Here is a 16,416-nt window from a genome sequence, read left to right on the forward strand (position 1 = left end):
GCCAGTGGTGCGGGTGGCCCTGAAGCGGAAGACCCGGCCTGATGACCAGATCAAAGCCCCCGGTTACCGTTGCCCGAACCGGGCGCGGAGCCCGTCGAGTGTGTAGCGTTTGGCCACGGGGCCGTGTTCCTCGGGGAAGAAATTCGGATCGCTCGGCAGGCAGTCGCGGCCACAGACCTGATGAATATCTCCGGTCTGGCCATTCACGAACCACAGGCGTCCGCCCGGGGTGGCGACCCAGCCATTGACGCCCTGGCGCATGTCGCCTTCCACATCAATTGTCGAGGGCACTTCGCCATCATACCCTTCTCCCCAGGCCGCATGGGTGTGCCAGGATGACAGAATCTGCATCTCGGGCGGCACCGGCAGAGAGGCGCAGGAGGCCGGGCCGCCCCAGCTTGCCTTGGTGCTGACCAGATCCCCCGAGGGATCGCGCACCAGATAGCCGCAGACCTCGCGGTTAAACTCGATCGACAGCGGGTTCATATTCATGAACAGCGCGGTGATGAATTCGGTTTCCTCGCTGCTTTGGGCCTGGCCCATCAGCGTGGTCATCAGGCTGATCATGCAGGCCAGGATCAATCGCATCACATCTGCTCCAGAAAATCCGTTGGTCGATATCCATGAGGATAGCCGAATTCCCCGGGGAAACCAGTGTTTTGCGACCGAGAAGGGGAGGCAGCCAAAGAGATGCGGCCTTGCAGCCCGTCAGACAGCCGCGCGGGTGAGAAATCCGCCCGGGCGGCGCTCAATACTGCCCGCCAGTTCCATCTGGGCCAGCACCCGGGTGATCTGAGGCGCAGGCAGGCCCAGATCGCGGATCAACTGGTTCTCGGCCGTGGGGGAGGGGCCAAGCCGGGTCAGAATGCGCCTGGTGAGGCTGTCGCGTTCCGGGCGGGGAGGGTTTGTCGCCGGGGGTCGAACGATGGGTGTGGGCAAAGGCAGATCGGCCTGTGCATCGGGCATGCCGATCTGGTCCAGCACATCATCGGCCCCGCGGATCAGTGTCGCGCCATCCCGGATCAGCATGTTGCAGCCAGAGGCGCGCGTATCCATCGGATGGCCGGGAATGGCCAACACCTCGCGGCCCTGATCCAGGGCGATCCGCGCAGTGATAAGAGAGCCTGACCGCCCGGCGGCCTCAACCACGATGACAGCGCGGGCAAGACCTGCGACAATCCGGTTCCGTCGGGGGAAATGCCGGGCTTGCGGATCAAGGCCAAAGGGCTGTTCCGACAGGCGCAATCCGCGTCTGGCCATATCTTCGGCCAGTTTTGTATTCTCGACAGGGTACATCACATCCAGCCCGCCCGCATGAATGCCGATGGTGCCCGTTTCCAGGCTTGCCGCATGGGCCAATGTGTCGATCCCACGGGCCAGCCCCGAGACCACGACATAGCCTGCCTGCCCCAGATCGCCGGCCAGACGGCGGGCCATCCGTGCCCCGAGAGAGGAGGCATTCCGGGTGCCGACAATCGCGAGGACCGGGCGGTGTGCAAAACCTGTATTGCCAAGCGCCCAAAGGACCGGGGGCGCATCACGGATGCCCGCCAGTGTGGCGGGATATGCGGCATCGCCGAGGCAAAGCATCTGCGCGCCTGCGCGTTTCGCGGCTTTCATCTCGGCCAGGGCGGTGCCTTCGGGGCAGACCGCGTATTTGTCGACCCCGGCCTTCAGGGCGATCCCGGGCAGGGCCTTCAGCGCGGCCTCTGCGCTGCCATGGTCCGACAGCAGACGTTGAAAGGTGACCGGCCCGACCCGGCGCGATCGCAGAAGCCTGAGCCGGTCCAGCCGGTCCCGGCTGTCTGCCGGGGGCGGGGGCACATAGCCCAGGGGTGGCTCGGCAAAGCCCGGATCAAGCTCAATCTGCATCGTCTGACGCTAGCCGGTGTTTGGTTAACAAACCGTTCATTCAGATATGGGGCTGCGGCGTAGAGACATGCGTTTCAACGGGGCGGAAAATGCGCATTTCCGATCAAAAATCTTCGAAGATTTTTGCCCCGTGCAGCGAAACCGTTCTGGCCCGATCAGGCCGCTGATCCACCCACGGTCAACCCGCCGATCAACAGCGTCGGCTGGCCCACACCCACGGGCACCCATTGGCCGTTCTTGCCGCAATTCCCCATCCCGGGATCAAGCGCCATATCATTGCCGATCGCACGGATCTGTTTCAGGGCGGTCGCGCCATCCCCGATCAGCGTTGCACCTTTGACCGGGGCGCCGATCTTGCCGCCTTCGACGCGATAGGCTTCGGTGCAGGAGAACACGAATTTACCATTGGTGATGTCGACCTGACCACCGCCAAAGCCCACGGCGTAAATTCCGTCTTTCACATCCGCCACGATGTCACCGGGTCTGGCATCGCCCCCCAGCATATAGGTATTGGTCATCCGCGGCATCGGAATATGGGCATAGCTTTCGCGGCGGCCATTGCCGGTTGCCGCAACCCCCATCAGCCGGGCATTTTGCCGGTCCTGCATATAGCCGACCAATATGCCATCCTCGATCAGGGTGTTTCTGGCCGAAGGTGTGCCCTCATCATCCACGGTCAGGCTGCCACGCCGGTCGGGGATGGTGCCATCATCCAGCACTGTCACCCCTTTTGCTGCCACCTGCTGGCCCATCAGCCCGGCAAAGGCCGAGGTTTTCTTGCGGTTGAAATCCCCCTCCAGCCCGTGACCCACGGCCTCATGCAGCAGGATGCCGGGCCAGCCCGGGCCAAGGGCCACATCCATCACACCGGCGGGCGCGGGCACGGCCGACAGGTTCACCACGGCAATCCTCAACGCCTCCCGCGCCACGTTTTCCCAGTGATCGTGCAACATCAGCCCGGTCAGCCCGATGCGCCCGCCACCTCCGGCAGAGCCGCTTTCGCGGCGGCCGTTTTCCTCGACAATCACGCTGACATTCAGACGGACCATGGGGCGGGTATCGGCCACGCGAATGCCTTCGGGCCGCAGGATTTCGACCTCTTGCAGGCTTGCCCCCATCGAGGCAGAGACCTGCACAACACGGCGGTCCAGCGCGCGGGCGAAGGCGTCAATCTCTTTCAATGTATCAAGCTTCACCGAAAATTCGGCCCCTGCCATCGGGTCCTCTTCGGTATAGAGCTTTGCATTGGTGCCCCTGGGCGCATCGGCCAGAACCCCGCCGCCATCGCCCACAGCCAGACGCGCGGTTTCCGACGCCCGCAGCAGCGCGGCCTCGGAAATCTCGGTGGAATGGGCATAGCCCGCCACCTCGCCACGCACCGCGCGCAGGCCGAACCCTTCCGAGGCGTCATAGCTGGCGGTTTTGACCCGGCCGTCATCAAACACCAGCATTTCAGAGCGCCGCCGTTCAAAAAACAGCTCCCCATCATCGGCCCCGGCGGTTGCGGCGCGCAACACACGCAGGGCGGCGGCCTCGTCAATCAGGGTTTCAAATGGACGAAAGGGGGCGGTTTGGGTCATGAAAGCTCCTCAAAGGCAATGGTCGGGAAGATTGTCGAAGTGAGACAATTTTGACCACTCTCTTGTATCCTTAAAGTCTATATGGTTCATCCAGCTTGGAACGCAACGGGAGGTGGACCGGTCTGAGCCCCGGGTCACTCTTTCGAACAACAGGACAATCGGTATATGTCACTTCGGATGAAGATACGCGGTCTCTGGGCCGGATTTGGCGCAACTCTGGCGGCGACGGCTGTCAGCGCGCAAAGCGTTGGCGAAGGCCTGGAAATCCTTGGCGCACCGGTGCCGGGTGGCGTGAATTTTCAACCACCGGCAACGGGGATTGCGCGTCAGTTGCAGGATCTGGATACTTTCCTTCTGGTGATCATCTCGCTGATCGTTCTGTTCGTCGTGGCCCTGCTGGCCTGGGTTATCCTGCGCCATAATGAACGGGCCAACCCGACCCCGGCAAGTTTCACCCATAACACCAAGATCGAGATCACCTGGACGGTTGTGCCGCTGATCATCCTGTTTGTGATCGGGGGCTTTTCGCTGCCGGTTCTGTTCAACCAGCAGACCATTCCGCAGGCGGATGTGTTGATCAAGGCGACCGGGTATCAATGGTATTGGGGATATGAATACCCCGAGGAAGAGCTTGCCTTCGAAAGTTTCATGCTGAACCGCGATGAGCTGGAAGAGTATGGCTACAGCCAGGATGAATATCTGCTGGCCACCGACACGGCAATCGTGGTGCCCACGGGGCAGACCGTTGTGGTGCAGGTGACGGCGGCGGATGTGATCCATTCCTGGGCGATGCCTGCCTTTGGTGTGAAACAGGATGGTGTTCCGGGGCGTCTGGCCGAACTGTGGTTCGAGGTCGATCCCGGTATGGAGGGCATCTATTTCGGCCAGTGTTCGGAACTCTGCGGGGTCAACCACGCCTATATGCCGATTACGGTATTCGCTGTGACGCCCGAGGAATATGAGGCCTGGCTGACAGGTGAGGCGCAGGAGTTTGCCTCTGTCGGCATTCGCGCGCCCGCCTATATCGAACTGGCCGCAGTCGAGTAACGAGCAATGAGCGACGCCACCGCCAACGCCGCCGCAACCGCCACCGGGTCAGAGCCCGGCGAGGCGCAGTTCGGCGATTATGTCGCGCTGATGAAACCGCGGGTGATGTCGCTGGTGGTGTTCACGGCGCTGGTGGGCCTGTTGGTGGCCCCCGGTGGCGTTCCACCGATGATCGGCTTTACCGCGATCCTGTTCATTGCGCTTGGGGCCGGGGCTTCGGGCGCCCTGAACATGTGGTTTGACGCCGATATCGACGCGGTGATGCAGCGCACCGCGCGGCGGCCGGTGCCTGCAGGCAAGGTGCAGGCGGGGGAGGCCTTGTCGCTTGGCCTCTGGATGTCAGCGATTTCGGTTACGATGCTGGGTCTTGCAACCAACTGGTTTGCTGCCGGGCTGCTGGCCTTCACCATCTTCTTTTACGCGGTGATCTATACGATCTGGCTGAAACGGCTGACGCCGCAGAATATCGTGATCGGCGGGGCCGCCGGTGCGTTCCCGCCGATGATTGGCTGGGCGGTGGTGACCGGTGGCGTGTCGCTTGAAAGCCTGCTGATGTTCGGGCTGATTTTCATGTGGACACCGCCGCATTTCTGGGCTTTGGCGCTGTTCATGAAATCGGATTATCACAAGGCCAAGGTGCCGATGCTGACGGTCACCCATGGCCGGGCCGAAACCCGGCGGCAAATCTTTTTCTACACATTGCCGCTGCTGCCCGTGGCCATCGGGGCGGCGTTCACCTCGATCGGCGGGCCGGTCTATCTGGCCGTGGCGCTGGTGTTGAACCTCTTGTTCCTGAAAGGGGCCTGGGCGATCTGGCGGCGCGAAGAAACTGCGGCAGAGGCTGATGGCTATGCGGTCGAAAAGCGCTTTTTCCGCTTCTCGCTTTACTATCTGTTTCTGCATTTCGGCGCGCTTCTGGTCGAGGCCGCTTTGCGCCCTTACGGCCTGGGGGGCTGGTAACCCATGCCGATCACCGAAACCCATGAGATCCATAAACGCCGCTTTGGCCGCAATCTGGGTGTCGCCTTGTGTCTGGTGGGATTCTGCACGATCATTTTCGGGCTGACCATCGCGAAAATCCGTCAGGGGTCGCAGATGGAGGCATTTGATCATCAGCCACGCCTGTCCATCACCCCTTCGGTGGAGGCCAGCGAATGACCCCGCAGGCACAGAACACACGCACGGCGTTTCAGCTTCTGGGGGTGATCGCGGTGATGGTGGCGCTGGTGGCGTCAGCCGTACCGCTTTACAACTGGTTCTGCCGGGTGACCGGATATGGCGGCACCACCAATGTGGCCGAGGTCGAAAGCGATACGATCCTCGATCAGACGATCCTGGTACGTTTCGATGCCAATGTGTCGCGCGATATGCCCTGGGCGTTCCACCCGATGCAAACCTCGATGGAACTGCGCATTGGTGAGACCGGGATGGTGTTCTATGAGGCCTATAACCCGACCGACCGGCCCATCGCCGGGACGGCAAGCTACAATGTGGCGCCGTTCGATGCCGGGCTCTACTTTTCCAAGATCGCATGCTTTTGCTTTCAACAGCAGGTTTTGCAACCCGGTGAGCGGGTCGAGATGCCCGTGACCTTCTATGTGGACCCGGCCCTTGTCGATGACCCCGAGGCCCGGGGCACCCCCGCAATCACGCTTTCCTACACGTTCCATGTGTCGGAACTTCCCGAAGATTACGCCGCGCTCGGCGACATCACCGAGTAAACCAGACGAAGGACGAAGTTATGGCCCATGTGAAAACGCACGATTACCACATTCTGCCACCGTCGATTTACCCGTTTCTGGGGGCGGTCAGCGCGTTTGCGATGCTGGCGGGGGCCGTTCTGTGGATGCATGGGGCCGGGCCCTGGTTGTTCCTGATCGGATTTGTGGGTGTGCTCTATGTGATGTTCGGCTGGTGGTCGGACGTGATTGCCGAAAGCAATGCCGGTGATCACACGCCGGTGGTGCGGATCGGCCTGAAATACGGGTTCATCATGTTCATCATGTCCGAGGTGATGTTCTTCGTCGCCTGGTTCTGGGCGTTTTTCAAACATATGATCTATCCGATGAACATCTATGAGGCATCCGCCTATGTGCCGCCGGAGTTCTATCAGGTGGATGCGTTCCACCTGCCGCTGATCAACACGCTGGTCCTTCTGCTGTCGGGCTGTGCCGTGACCTGGGCGCATCACGCGCTGGTCCATAATGAAAGCCGCAAGGATGTTGAAACTGGCCTGCTGATCGGGATTCTTCTGGGCGTGGCCTTCACCGGGTTGCAGGCCTTTGAATATTACGAATTGCTGGTCCATGAGGATTGGAGCTTTGGGGGCGACAAGTTCTTCTCGACCTTTTTCATGGCGACCGGGTTCCACGGCTTCCATGTGGTCATCGGCACGATCTTCCTGTTTGTCTGCTATCTGCGGGTGCGCGCCGGGCATTTCACCGCGGAACGGCATGTGGGGTTCGAGGCTGCGGCCTGGTACTGGCACTTCGTCGATGTGGTCTGGCTGTTTCTTTTCGCAGCCGTCTATATCTGGGGGATTGGCTGACATTCTTCCGGGTCTGGTGATGCTGTTAAAGCGTATCGACCTGATGTTGAAACGCCTTTCGCTGTCTAAATATAAAGTCGAAACACTATCGCTTTGGCCTGAAATTCTGAACCAAACCGCGCCAGTTTTCCGCCCGGCGGCACCGCCGGGCAGCGCCCGCACCGCCCCAATGGGGCGGGCGCTTATCGCCCTCCCCTCGGTTCGGGCGATACCCTCCGCGCAATGCATATGCGTTGCAGAATTTTGGGCCGAAGCTTTATAGGTCTGATACGCTGTGAACGGCCTGCCTGCTCCAGGGCAGGCCTTTCCAATTGGAGATGCGGTTTTGGCGCGGATGATCTGGCCTTTGGTCTTCGGAATTGGCGGTGCGGCCATATTGGTTGCTCTGGGGGTCTGGCAGGTGCAGCGGCTGGCCTGGAAAGAGGCGGTGCTGGCCGATATCGACGCGCGGATCATGGCAGCACCGATGGCGATCCCGGATCAACCCGACAGTCAGGCGGACCGGTATCTGCCGGTCGAGGCCGAAGGCGTGATCGGTGATACGTTCATTCGGGTGCTGGTCAGCCAGCGCCGGATTGGTGCGGGCTATCGCGTGATCTCCCCCTTTGAGACGGGGGGGCGGGTTGTGCTTCTGGATCGCGGGTTCATTCCCGTGGCCGAAGATCTGCCCGCAGCACCAGAGGGCCGGGTGACCGTCATCGGCAATCTGCATTGGCCCGATGAGGTGACAGGCGCCACGCCTGTGCCGGATCTGGAGGAGAATATCTGGTTCGCGCGTGATGTGCCCGCCCTTGCAGAGGCGCTCGGGACCGCGCCGATATTGATCATTGCCCGCAATGTGTCGGAAACAGAAGGGGTTTTGACGCCTTTGCCCGTGGACACAAGCGGCATTCCGAACGATCACCTGAGCTATGCAATCACCTGGTTTTCACTGGCGCTGATCTGGTTGGGGATGACACTCTATCTTCTCTGGCGTATCAGACAACGGATGATCTGAAAGCAATATCAATATGCAGTATGTATCGACCCGGGGTCAGGCCCCGGTCTTGAGCTTTGAAGAGGCGATGCTGACCGGGCTGGCGCGTGACGGAGGCCTCTATGTGCCCGCCGAGGTGCCGGTGATGCCTGCGGGCGATATCGCCGCGCTGGCGGGGCTGTCTTATGAAGAGGTCGCGTTTCGGGTGATGCGGCCCTTTGTGGGGGACACATTCACCGATGCGGATTTTGCCGATTGCATTGCGCGCGCCTATGCGGGGTTCGGCCATGCCGCCCGCGCCCCCCTTGTTCAGCTTCAGCCCAATCATTTCCTGCTGGAACTGTTCCACGGGCCGACGCTGGCCTTCAAGGATTTCGCCATGCAGCTGATCGGCCAGCTGTTTCAGCAGGCGCTGAGCCGGCGCGGGGATCGTGTGACGATTGTGGGTGCGACCTCGGGCGATACCGGTTCCGCCGCGATGGAGGCATTCCGGGGCCTGGATGCGGTCGAGGTGTTCATCCTCTACCCCCATGGCCGCGTGTCCGAGGTGCAGCGCCGCCAGATGACCACCGTGGCCGAGGCCAACACCCATGCCCTGGCCCTGACCGGTGATTTTGATGATTGTCAGGCGCGGCTGAAAGACATGTTCAATGATTTCGCGTTTCGCGACGGGGTGAAACTGGCCGGGGTGAATTCGATCAACTGGGCGCGGGTTCTGGCGCAGGTGGTGTATTACTTCACGGCGGCGGTATCCCTTGGCGCGCCGCATCGCCCGGTCAGCTTTACCGTGCCCACGGGCAATTTCGGCGATATTTTCGCGGGCTATATTGCCCGGCGTATGGGGCTTCCGATCGAAAAGCTGGTGGTTGCCACCAATCAGAACGACATTCTGCACCGGGCGCTGGCATCGGGTGATTACGTTACCAAAGGGGTCACACCCTCGATCAGCCCGTCGATGGATATTCAGGTCAGTTCCAATTTTGAACGCGCATTGTTTGACGCCTATGACCGGGATGGCGCGGCGGTGGCGCAACTGATGGCAGAGCTGAAGACCGGCGGCGGTTTCCATATCTCTCAGGGCGCGCTTGGCCATTTGCGGGATCTTTTCGCCTCGGGCCGGGTGTCCGAGGCCGAAACCTCGGCCATGATCGCCCGTGCGCAGGCGGAATATGGGGAGTTGTTGTGCCCGCATTCGGCGGTAGGTGTGCAGGTCGCGCAGGATCATCTTGGAACACCACCGATGATCACGCTGGCCACCGCGCATCCGGCGAAATTCCCCGATGCGGTCGCCGCGGCATCGGGCATCCGCCCGCCCTTGCCTGCGCGCATGGCCGATCTGTTTGACCGGCCCGAACGGGTGACCCGGGTCGAAAATGACCTTGCCGCGCTGGAAACGCTGATCCGTGACGAGGTCATGGCATGAGCGTTGAGCTGCACACCCTGCCCAACGGTTTGCGGATCGTTACCGAACATATGCCGGGCCTGCAATCGGCCGCGCTTGGCCTTTGGGTCAATGTCGGCGGCCGGCATGAACGGGTGGAACAGAACGGCATCGCCCATTTCCTGGAACATATGGCGTTCAAGGGCACGGCCCGACGCAGCGCGCTTCAGATCGCCGAGGAGATCGAGGATGTGGGCGGCTATATCAACGCCTATACCAGCCGCGAGACCACGGCCTATTACGCCCGCGTTTTGAAAGATGATGTGCCGCTGGCCCTGGATCTGATCGCCGATATCGTGCTGAACCCGGTTTTCGACCCTCATGAGATCGAGGTGGAGCGCGGGGTGATCCTGCAGGAAATCGGGCAGGCAGCCGATACCCCGGATGATGTGATCTTTGACTGGCTGCAAGAGGTGGCCTACCCCGCGCAGGCCCTTGGCCGCACCATCCTTGGCCCGGCCGAACGGGTGCGCGGCTTTGGCCAGCGCGATCTGACCGGGTTCGTGGCAGAACATTACGGGCCGGGGCAGTTGATCCTCTCTGCCGCCGGTGCGGTGGATCATGATCAGATCATCCGCCTGGCCGAGGCCGCGTTTGGCCATCTGTCCCCCTCCGGGCAGGCCCGGGCGGAACCGGGTCGTTTTGCGGGCGGGGAACGGCGTGAGGTCAAACCTCTTGAACAGGCACATTTCACCCTGGCGCTTGAGGCACCCGATTACCGCTCTGACGACATCTATACTGCGCAGATTTATGCAACCGCGCTTGGCGGCGGCATGTCCTCGCGCCTGTTTCAGGAAATCCGTGAACGGCGCGGCCTGTGCTATACGATCTATGCCCAGGTCGGCAGCTATGACGATACCGGCATGATGACGATCTATGCCGGGACCGGGGCGGATGATCTGCCCGAACTGGCCCATCTGACGATGGATGAGATCAAACGTGCGGCAGGCGATATGAGCCAGGCCGAGCTGGACCGTGCCCGGGCGCAGATGAAGGCGGGGATGCTGATGGGGCTGGAAAGCCCGTCGTCGCGGGCCGAACGTCTGGCCCGGCTTGTGGCGATCTGGAACCGGGTGCCGCCTCTGGAGGAAACCATCGCCCGGATCGATGCGGTCAATCTGACCGGTCTACGCGCCTTTGGCGTTGATCTGGCCGGGGCTGAACAGGCGGCAATGGCGCTTTACGGCCCGGTTTCGGCGGCCCCGGATCTCACCAGATTGACGGAGCGTCTGGCCGCCTGATGCTCGCCCGCAAACGCAGACCGAAGATCGAGACCGAGCGGATGACCCTGCGCCTGCCGCAGCATTCGGATTTCCGGCCCTGGACGGGGCTGCGCCATGGCTCGGCCCAGTTCCTGCAACCGTGGGAACCGTCCTGGGCAGGCGATCATCTGACCCGGAAAAGCTTCACCAACCGGGTCTACTGGGCGCAGCGGGCTGTCAGTCAGGGCTCGGCGATGCCGCTGTTCATGGTCCGGCGTGCCGATGATCTGCTGATCGGGGCGATCACGCTTGATAATATCCGCCGGGGTCCGGCACAGGCCGGTACGCTTGGGTATTGGATCGGGCAGGCCCATGCGCGGCAGGGCTATATGCGCGAGGCGATTCTGGCGGTGGTCCATCACGCGTTTCGCGCGCTGGATCTGAGCCGGGTGGAGGCCGCCTGCCTGCCCGAGAATGTCGCATCGCGCGGGGTGCTTGAACGATCCGGCTTCAAATATGAAGGCGTGGCGCAAAGCTATCTTCAGATCAACGGGCGCTGGCGGAACCATGTGCTATACGCCAATCTGCGCAATGACCGCCGCGGCCGCACCGATGTGGGGTGAGAGGCATTCCGGGCTTGCCCGGCAAAAGCTCCAGTGGAGCTTTTGAGCCTCGAACGGGCGTAGCCCCGGGGTTGGGCATTCCGGGCTTGCCCCGGGCCTGAATACCGATACCGGCACCCCGCGACCCATGGCGTTTTTCGATTCAGATCATGGGCAAACCACTTTCAAGCAGAAATCGTTTAATCTGTATCAAAATTCACGGCCTCCGGGTCAGCAAGATGCTGATCTCGAACGCGAATTTTGATGAGCGATGTTGCAGACTAAAACGATTTCACTCTAGATTGGCGATCATGACAGACCTTCTGACCTCCCTGCGATCCAAGCTGCCCGAAGCCGCGTTCCGGGATATCGAACCGCGCTATCTGGAAGAACCGCGCGGGCGTTATGCCGGGCAGGTCCTTGCGGTTCTGGCGCCCGGCACATCCGAAGAGGTTGCGGTGATCATCCGCGCCTGCGGCGAAAGTAGCACACCTGTCGTACCTTACGGTGGTGGAACCGGGCTGGTTGGCGGGCAGGTGGCCAGCGACGGCCCACCGCCCGTCATTCTGTCGCTGGAACGGATGCGCGCCATTCGCGTGATGGATCGGCTGGGCGCCACGATGGTGGTGGAGGCCGGCGCGATTCTGGCCGATATTCACACGGCTGCCAAGGCGGAAGGGCTGATCTTTCCGCTGACCCTGGCCTCCCAGGGTTCGGCCCGGATCGGCGGGTTGCTGTCAACCAATGCGGGCGGGGTGAATGTGATCCGCTACGGCTCTGCCCGCGATCTTTGCCTGGGATTGGAGGCTGTGCTGCCCGATGGTTCTGTCATGCGGGGCCTGTCACCGCTGAGGAAGAACAATACCGGCTATGACCTGCGGCATCTGCTGATCGGGGCCGAGGGGACATTGGGGGTGATCACCGCGGCCAGTCTGCGCCTGTTCCCGCAACCGGCGGCCACGGGCGCGGCGCTGATGGTCGTGCCGCACCCGGCGGCGGCGCTGGACCTGCTGCACCTGACGCAGAAACGCCTGGGCGACGGGGTGTCGGCCTTCGAGATCATTGGCCGGATGGGGCTGGAGTTTCTGGCCGAAATGGGCCCGGCCCTGCGCCCGCCTTTCGCCGATGCGCCCGATTGGATGTGCCTGATTGATCTGGGCCTGAGCGCCGGGCAAAACCCTATGGACGCATTGGAAACCGTGTTTGCCGAGGCGTTCGAGGCGGGGCTGGTCAGTGACGGTCTGGTGGCCCAATCCGAAGGCCAGCGGCAGGATTTCTGGGCCTTGCGCGAAAACATCCCCGAGGCGAACCGACGGATCGGTTCGATCTCAAGCCATGATATCGCCGTGCCGATTGCCGCGATCCCGGATTTCATTGCCACGGCGCCCGGACGGCTGGCAAAGATCGGGGCCTACAGGATCAACTGTTTCGGCCATCTGGGCGATGGCAATCTGCATTACAATGTCTTCCCGCAGAAAGGCCGCAGCCGCGCCGAGCATGAACATGAACGGGATGCGATCAAGACCTGTATCCATGATCTGGTCCATGAGATGGGTGGCTCGATCTCGGCCGAGCACGGGATCGGGCGTTTGAAACTGGGTGATCTGGAACGCTATGGCGACCCGGCCAAACTGACCGCCATGCGTGCGATCAAGGCCGCGCTGGACCCCAAAGGGATCATGAACCCGGGCGCGGTGTTGCGGGGCGGGTAAAGCGTTTCGATTATATGTTGAAACGCTGTAAAGACGGGTTTCACGACCTGCGGCCACGATCCGCCGGGGCTGTCTGCCCCCGGCCCCCCCGAGGATTATGCGTAGAGTATTGCCTCCATTTTCTCCTCGTATGCGTGCTTGCGCATCTATCAACTTCGGTTGCGACTTGAATCCGGATCAGGTTGCAGGCGTTCGCCATCCACCAATGAGCGGTATAATCCTTGCTCTTTGGACAGGGCGGCATGATTGCCCGCCTCGACAATCCGGCCTGCTTCAAAGACATAGATGCGATCAGCTGCTCTGACCGCTTCTATCCGATGCGTTACGATGATCTTGGTAACATCCGGCATCAAACGGTGCAGGTCATCCAGTACTTCACGCTCGGTTGTCCGATCCAGTGCAGATGTCGCCTCGTCTAGAACAATGATGTCGGGATTACGAAGTACTGCGCGTGCAATGCCAATGCGCTGGCGTTCGCCTCCAGACAGCATTTGACCACGATTTCCGATATGCGTTTGCAACCCATCCGGCACACGGGACACCAGCCCGTCAAGGTTGCACATGCCCAGCACCCTTTCAAGGTCGTCTTCCGATGCCGCTTTTGCGCCAAAGCGCAAGTTTGCTGCGATTGTATCAGTGAAAAGCACGATGTCTTGGGGAACAAGCGTAATGCGCGTCCGCCACTGATCCAGCGGCACGGCATCACTATCTTGTCCATCAAGCGATATTGTTCCTGTGTCTGGCGCTAGCAGATGCAGGAGCAGGCGAACGACAGTAGATTTGCCCGAGCCGGTTGGCCCAACAAAGGCAATAGTTTCCCCCCGGTCGATAGACAGGCTGACATCATCAAGAAGCGTGCGACCATTTCGCCTGACCGAGACATGTGCCATTTCAATCAGTCTTGCCGTGTCTTTGCTGCGACTGGATGTTGCTTGCGGCATCACAGGTCTGGATGCCACCGGATCCCCCGGCAACTGCGGCTCCAGGTTGTCTTCACCAAACAGCTCGGCCACGCCATCCAGCATTGTAAGGCCTGACTTGATGTTGCGGTAGTGCAGGCTGAGTCCCTGAAGCGGGGCGATCGTCTGCACGAAATACATCTGGATCAAAACAAGTGTGCCAATGGATAGATCCCCGCTGGCGATTTGTAAGATGCCAAACCCAAGCGCTATAGCCATGCCAAAGGTCGCAATAGTCACCTGTGCCGCGCCTAGCCAGAAGCGAACGAACAGGAAGCGCCGAAAACGATTTTCTGCACCCTGCAATCGGGCTTCATAGCGTGTGGCAACTTCAGCCTCTTGTCCGAATGCCTTTACCGCCTCGATTCCAAGAAAGGCATCCCCCTGCAGTTCGCGGGCCGCAACCAGCTCTTTCTGTGCGGCCCGTTGATGGCGGCGCACACGTTCAGCCCCAACCACCAGTGCTGTGAGGTAGATGATGATGGTGACACTGAGGATCACAAACACATACCCCGGAAGGAACAAGAGGCTATTGAGCAGAATGAACAGGGTCAAAACCACGGTCGGCAGCAGATCAACCAAAGCTGAAAAGATGATCTGGTTCAGGCCGTTTTGCGCTTGCACCAGTCTTTCGTTCAGTCCACCGATTGACGTCTTCAGGTGTTCGTCGAATGGCAGCGCCATTGCCTGCGCAAAGAAAGCGGCATTCGCACGGCGCTGTATGCGTTGCTGAACAGGGCCAGCCGTAATCCACAAAACCTCACGACCGAGATATGACAGCCAGTAGGCGATAAGAAAGCTTGCGATCAGAACTCCGGCTCCTGCTGTAAACCCAATGTCCAGCGACAAGGCATCAATGAAGCGGGCAAACAACAGGGGTGCGAGTGTGGCGCCATAGGATGTGACAAGGACCAAGCCGATGACGCCGAGCAAGAGAAGCCTGCTAGGGGGCTCGAGTGATAGCCAACATAATTTGATCAGATAGGTCAAACGCTTCAGATCGTCTGGTGTATCCGCTTTCATCACTGCGTTGGCAGATTTGTTGGTGCTGATATCGGTCATGTCAGCGCACGGCTTTTACTTTGAAAGTCGCGGGCTTTCGCCGCGTTTATCAACGCCAGAAGTGGCCCGCGCGGGTCGGCGCTGCGTTCAACGACTGCCGACAACGCCCGGCCAGAGATTTGCAAGCGTCGCAGTGTCTCTCTGTCTTGCAGCAGCTTGCCCATACATCCTGCAAGATCAGCGGCATCTGATGCGACATCGACGATCATGCAGTTGAGTTCATGCTGCATATATTTCCCGATTTGTGATTTCGAGATGCTTTCCACAGTTGCGACAACTGCTGCTCCGGCGCTCAGGGCTTCGCGGGCCATCCGGGGCTGATGCGGTACGATACCGAAGCCACTGTCAAGAATGCAGACGATACTACACGCGCCAAGCAATTCCGGCATCAGTGCTGGGTGGGCTATCGGGCATAAAACCGTTCTTTTCGCAAGGCGCGGATATCGTGAGGACAGCAGGTTAAGCAGCGTCAGAACCCTATCCTCATCTCCTGACAGATTGAGCATCAAACGGAATTGTCCGTGTCTGTCAGGGTCAAGCTGATCAGCAGCGGCAAGCAGAGCCTCAAACCCTTTGGCTGGATGAATCTTTCCAAACATTGCAATAATTGGCGTATCTTCTGACAATAGATTCTGACTGGGGCGCTGTGCCAGAATCGCATCTTGAAGAGCGGTATCACATGACGCGTAAGTCCGGCGCACCCAGCTTTTGGAACCTATTGTGGGGCCAAGATGTTTTTGGATGAAATCCGCCACGCTCACCTCTCTTTTTGCCGAGCTTGGCAGCTTCTTTTGTTGAACAACCGGCAGGGAGCCGCAGTCCACGACCTGCCTGTCCTTCAAACCAAGGTGCTTAAGTTTTTGCTGTGCTGCGTCCCCGCTGACAATCACATAATCTGCTTTCGAAATGACTGATTTGTACGTCGCGCTTAGCTCTTCATACCTGGTGAGGCGCCCAACGTCGCTGCCTGCATGCAGGACCGCCAGGGGTATATTTCGCAAAAGGGCTACAGATGCAGCGGCTACGGCGTAAGGCTCAAAGTACCATCCTACCAAGAGATCACATTTTTCGGTCGCAGTCAGGGACAGTGCCTTGCCGACAAGTTGGCTGTGATCCGGCCTCGCCCACGGTATGAATGAACGCTCTGGAATCTGGGCGATCTGATGAACCCGCAACCCGGGCATCGTTCTGGCATCGCAACCCAGCCCAATCATATTGCTTGGCACAGACTTTGCTGAATTTGTGACGATTTCCACCTTGTGGCCCGCCTCTACCGCCAAAGTGGCTGATCTCCAAACCAACGTGCTGACCCCGCCTTGCAATGGCGGAAACTTTCCAATGACGATGATCCTAATGAGCGCCTCCTTTTCAGAGCTTTTCACGCTTGCCAGATCCAAAACACCAGCGTCTGAAGG

General features: G+C 60.3%; 15 protein-coding genes. 10 read left to right on the top strand and 5 right to left on the bottom strand.

Annotated elements, in window-relative coordinates:
• Window positions 1-63: 63 nt before the first annotated feature.
• From E2K80_RS18630 to tldD, 3 genes are all read right to left on the bottom strand, one after another.
• Complete coding sequence (locus tag E2K80_RS18630; protein ID WP_135376351.1) at window positions 64-588, bottom strand: DUF4329 domain-containing protein; 525 nt, start codon at window positions 586-588, stop codon at window positions 64-66.
• 120 nt (window positions 589-708) lie between these two features.
• The gene (dprA, locus tag E2K80_RS18635) at window positions 709-1,872 is read right to left on the bottom strand and encodes a DNA-processing protein DprA (protein ID WP_135376352.1); all 1,164 of its coding nucleotides are present in this window, start codon (window positions 1,870-1,872) and stop codon (window positions 709-711) included.
• Between the two features lie 155 nt (window positions 1,873-2,027).
• Window positions 2,028-3,452, bottom strand: coding sequence for a metalloprotease TldD (gene tldD / locus E2K80_RS18640; RefSeq protein WP_135376353.1), 1,425 nt, complete (start codon window positions 3,450-3,452; stop codon window positions 2,028-2,030).
• 165 nt (window positions 3,453-3,617) lie between these two features.
• Here tldD and coxB point away from each other — a divergent pair, with 165 nt between their 5' ends.
• The 10 genes from coxB to E2K80_RS18690 all read left to right on the top strand — a co-directional run bounded on the left by coxB (window position 3,618) and on the right by E2K80_RS18690 (window position 12,980).
• Window positions 3,618-4,499: a cytochrome c oxidase subunit II gene (gene coxB, locus E2K80_RS18645; protein WP_135376354.1), complete on the top strand. Its 882-nt coding sequence runs from the start codon at window positions 3,618-3,620 to the stop codon at window positions 4,497-4,499.
• Window positions 4,500-4,505: 6 nt separating this feature from the next.
• The gene (cyoE, locus tag E2K80_RS18650) at window positions 4,506-5,459 is read left to right on the top strand and encodes a heme o synthase (protein WP_135376355.1); all 954 of its coding nucleotides are present in this window, start codon (window positions 4,506-4,508) and stop codon (window positions 5,457-5,459) included.
• 3 nt (window positions 5,460-5,462) lie between these two features.
• Window positions 5,463-5,657 carry a hypothetical protein gene (locus E2K80_RS18655; RefSeq protein WP_135376356.1) on the top strand — a complete coding sequence of 65 codons (195 nt, stop codon included), beginning with the start codon at window positions 5,463-5,465 and terminating at the stop codon, window positions 5,655-5,657.
• Window positions 5,654-6,220 (top strand): cytochrome c oxidase assembly protein, encoded by a 567-nt coding sequence (locus E2K80_RS18660; RefSeq protein WP_135376357.1) that lies wholly within the window; start codon window positions 5,654-5,656, stop codon window positions 6,218-6,220. The genes E2K80_RS18655 and E2K80_RS18660 overlap by 4 nt, the downstream gene beginning before the upstream one ends.
• Before the next feature lie 20 nt (window positions 6,221-6,240).
• The gene (locus E2K80_RS18665) at window positions 6,241-7,047 is read left to right on the top strand and encodes a cytochrome c oxidase subunit 3 (protein WP_135376358.1); all 807 of its coding nucleotides are present in this window, start codon (window positions 6,241-6,243) and stop codon (window positions 7,045-7,047) included.
• 325 nt (window positions 7,048-7,372) lie between these two features.
• Window positions 7,373-8,044, top strand: coding sequence for an SURF1 family protein (locus E2K80_RS18670; RefSeq protein WP_443216539.1), 672 nt, complete (start codon window positions 7,373-7,375; stop codon window positions 8,042-8,044).
• 13 nt (window positions 8,045-8,057) lie between these two features.
• Window positions 8,058-9,446, top strand: coding sequence for a threonine synthase (gene thrC / locus E2K80_RS18675; RefSeq protein ID WP_135376359.1), 1,389 nt, complete (start codon window positions 8,058-8,060; stop codon window positions 9,444-9,446).
• Window positions 9,443-10,705, top strand: a complete 1,263-nt coding sequence (locus E2K80_RS18680) for a M16 family metallopeptidase (RefSeq protein ID WP_135376360.1) — start codon at window positions 9,443-9,445, stop codon at window positions 10,703-10,705. Before thrC ends, E2K80_RS18680 begins: the two co-directional genes overlap by 4 nt.
• Window positions 10,705-11,289, top strand: coding sequence for a GNAT family N-acetyltransferase (locus E2K80_RS18685; protein WP_135376361.1), 585 nt, complete (start codon window positions 10,705-10,707; stop codon window positions 11,287-11,289). Before E2K80_RS18680 ends, E2K80_RS18685 begins: the two co-directional genes overlap by 1 nt.
• Window positions 11,290-11,579: 290 nt before the next feature.
• Window positions 11,580-12,980 carry an FAD-binding oxidoreductase gene (locus E2K80_RS18690; RefSeq protein ID WP_135376362.1) on the top strand — a complete coding sequence of 467 codons (1,401 nt, stop codon included), beginning with the start codon at window positions 11,580-11,582 and terminating at the stop codon, window positions 12,978-12,980.
• A gap of 149 nt (window positions 12,981-13,129) precedes the next feature.
• On the opposite strand, the gene E2K80_RS18695 is transcribed toward E2K80_RS18690, so the two are convergent.
• A complete protein-coding gene (locus E2K80_RS18695) occupies window positions 13,130-15,001 on the bottom strand; it encodes an ABC transporter ATP-binding protein (RefSeq protein ID WP_135376363.1) in 1,872 nt (623 codons plus the stop codon).
• A complete protein-coding gene (locus E2K80_RS18700; protein WP_135376364.1) occupies window positions 14,998-16,398 on the bottom strand; it encodes a glycosyltransferase in 1,401 nt (466 codons plus the stop codon). Before E2K80_RS18700 ends, E2K80_RS18695 begins: the two co-directional genes overlap by 4 nt.
• Window positions 16,399-16,416 lie beyond the last annotated feature (18 nt).

It is taken from the genome of Rhodophyticola sp. CCM32, from assembly GCF_004751985.1.
Taxonomy (GTDB): domain Bacteria; phylum Pseudomonadota; class Alphaproteobacteria; order Rhodobacterales; family Rhodobacteraceae; genus Rhodophyticola.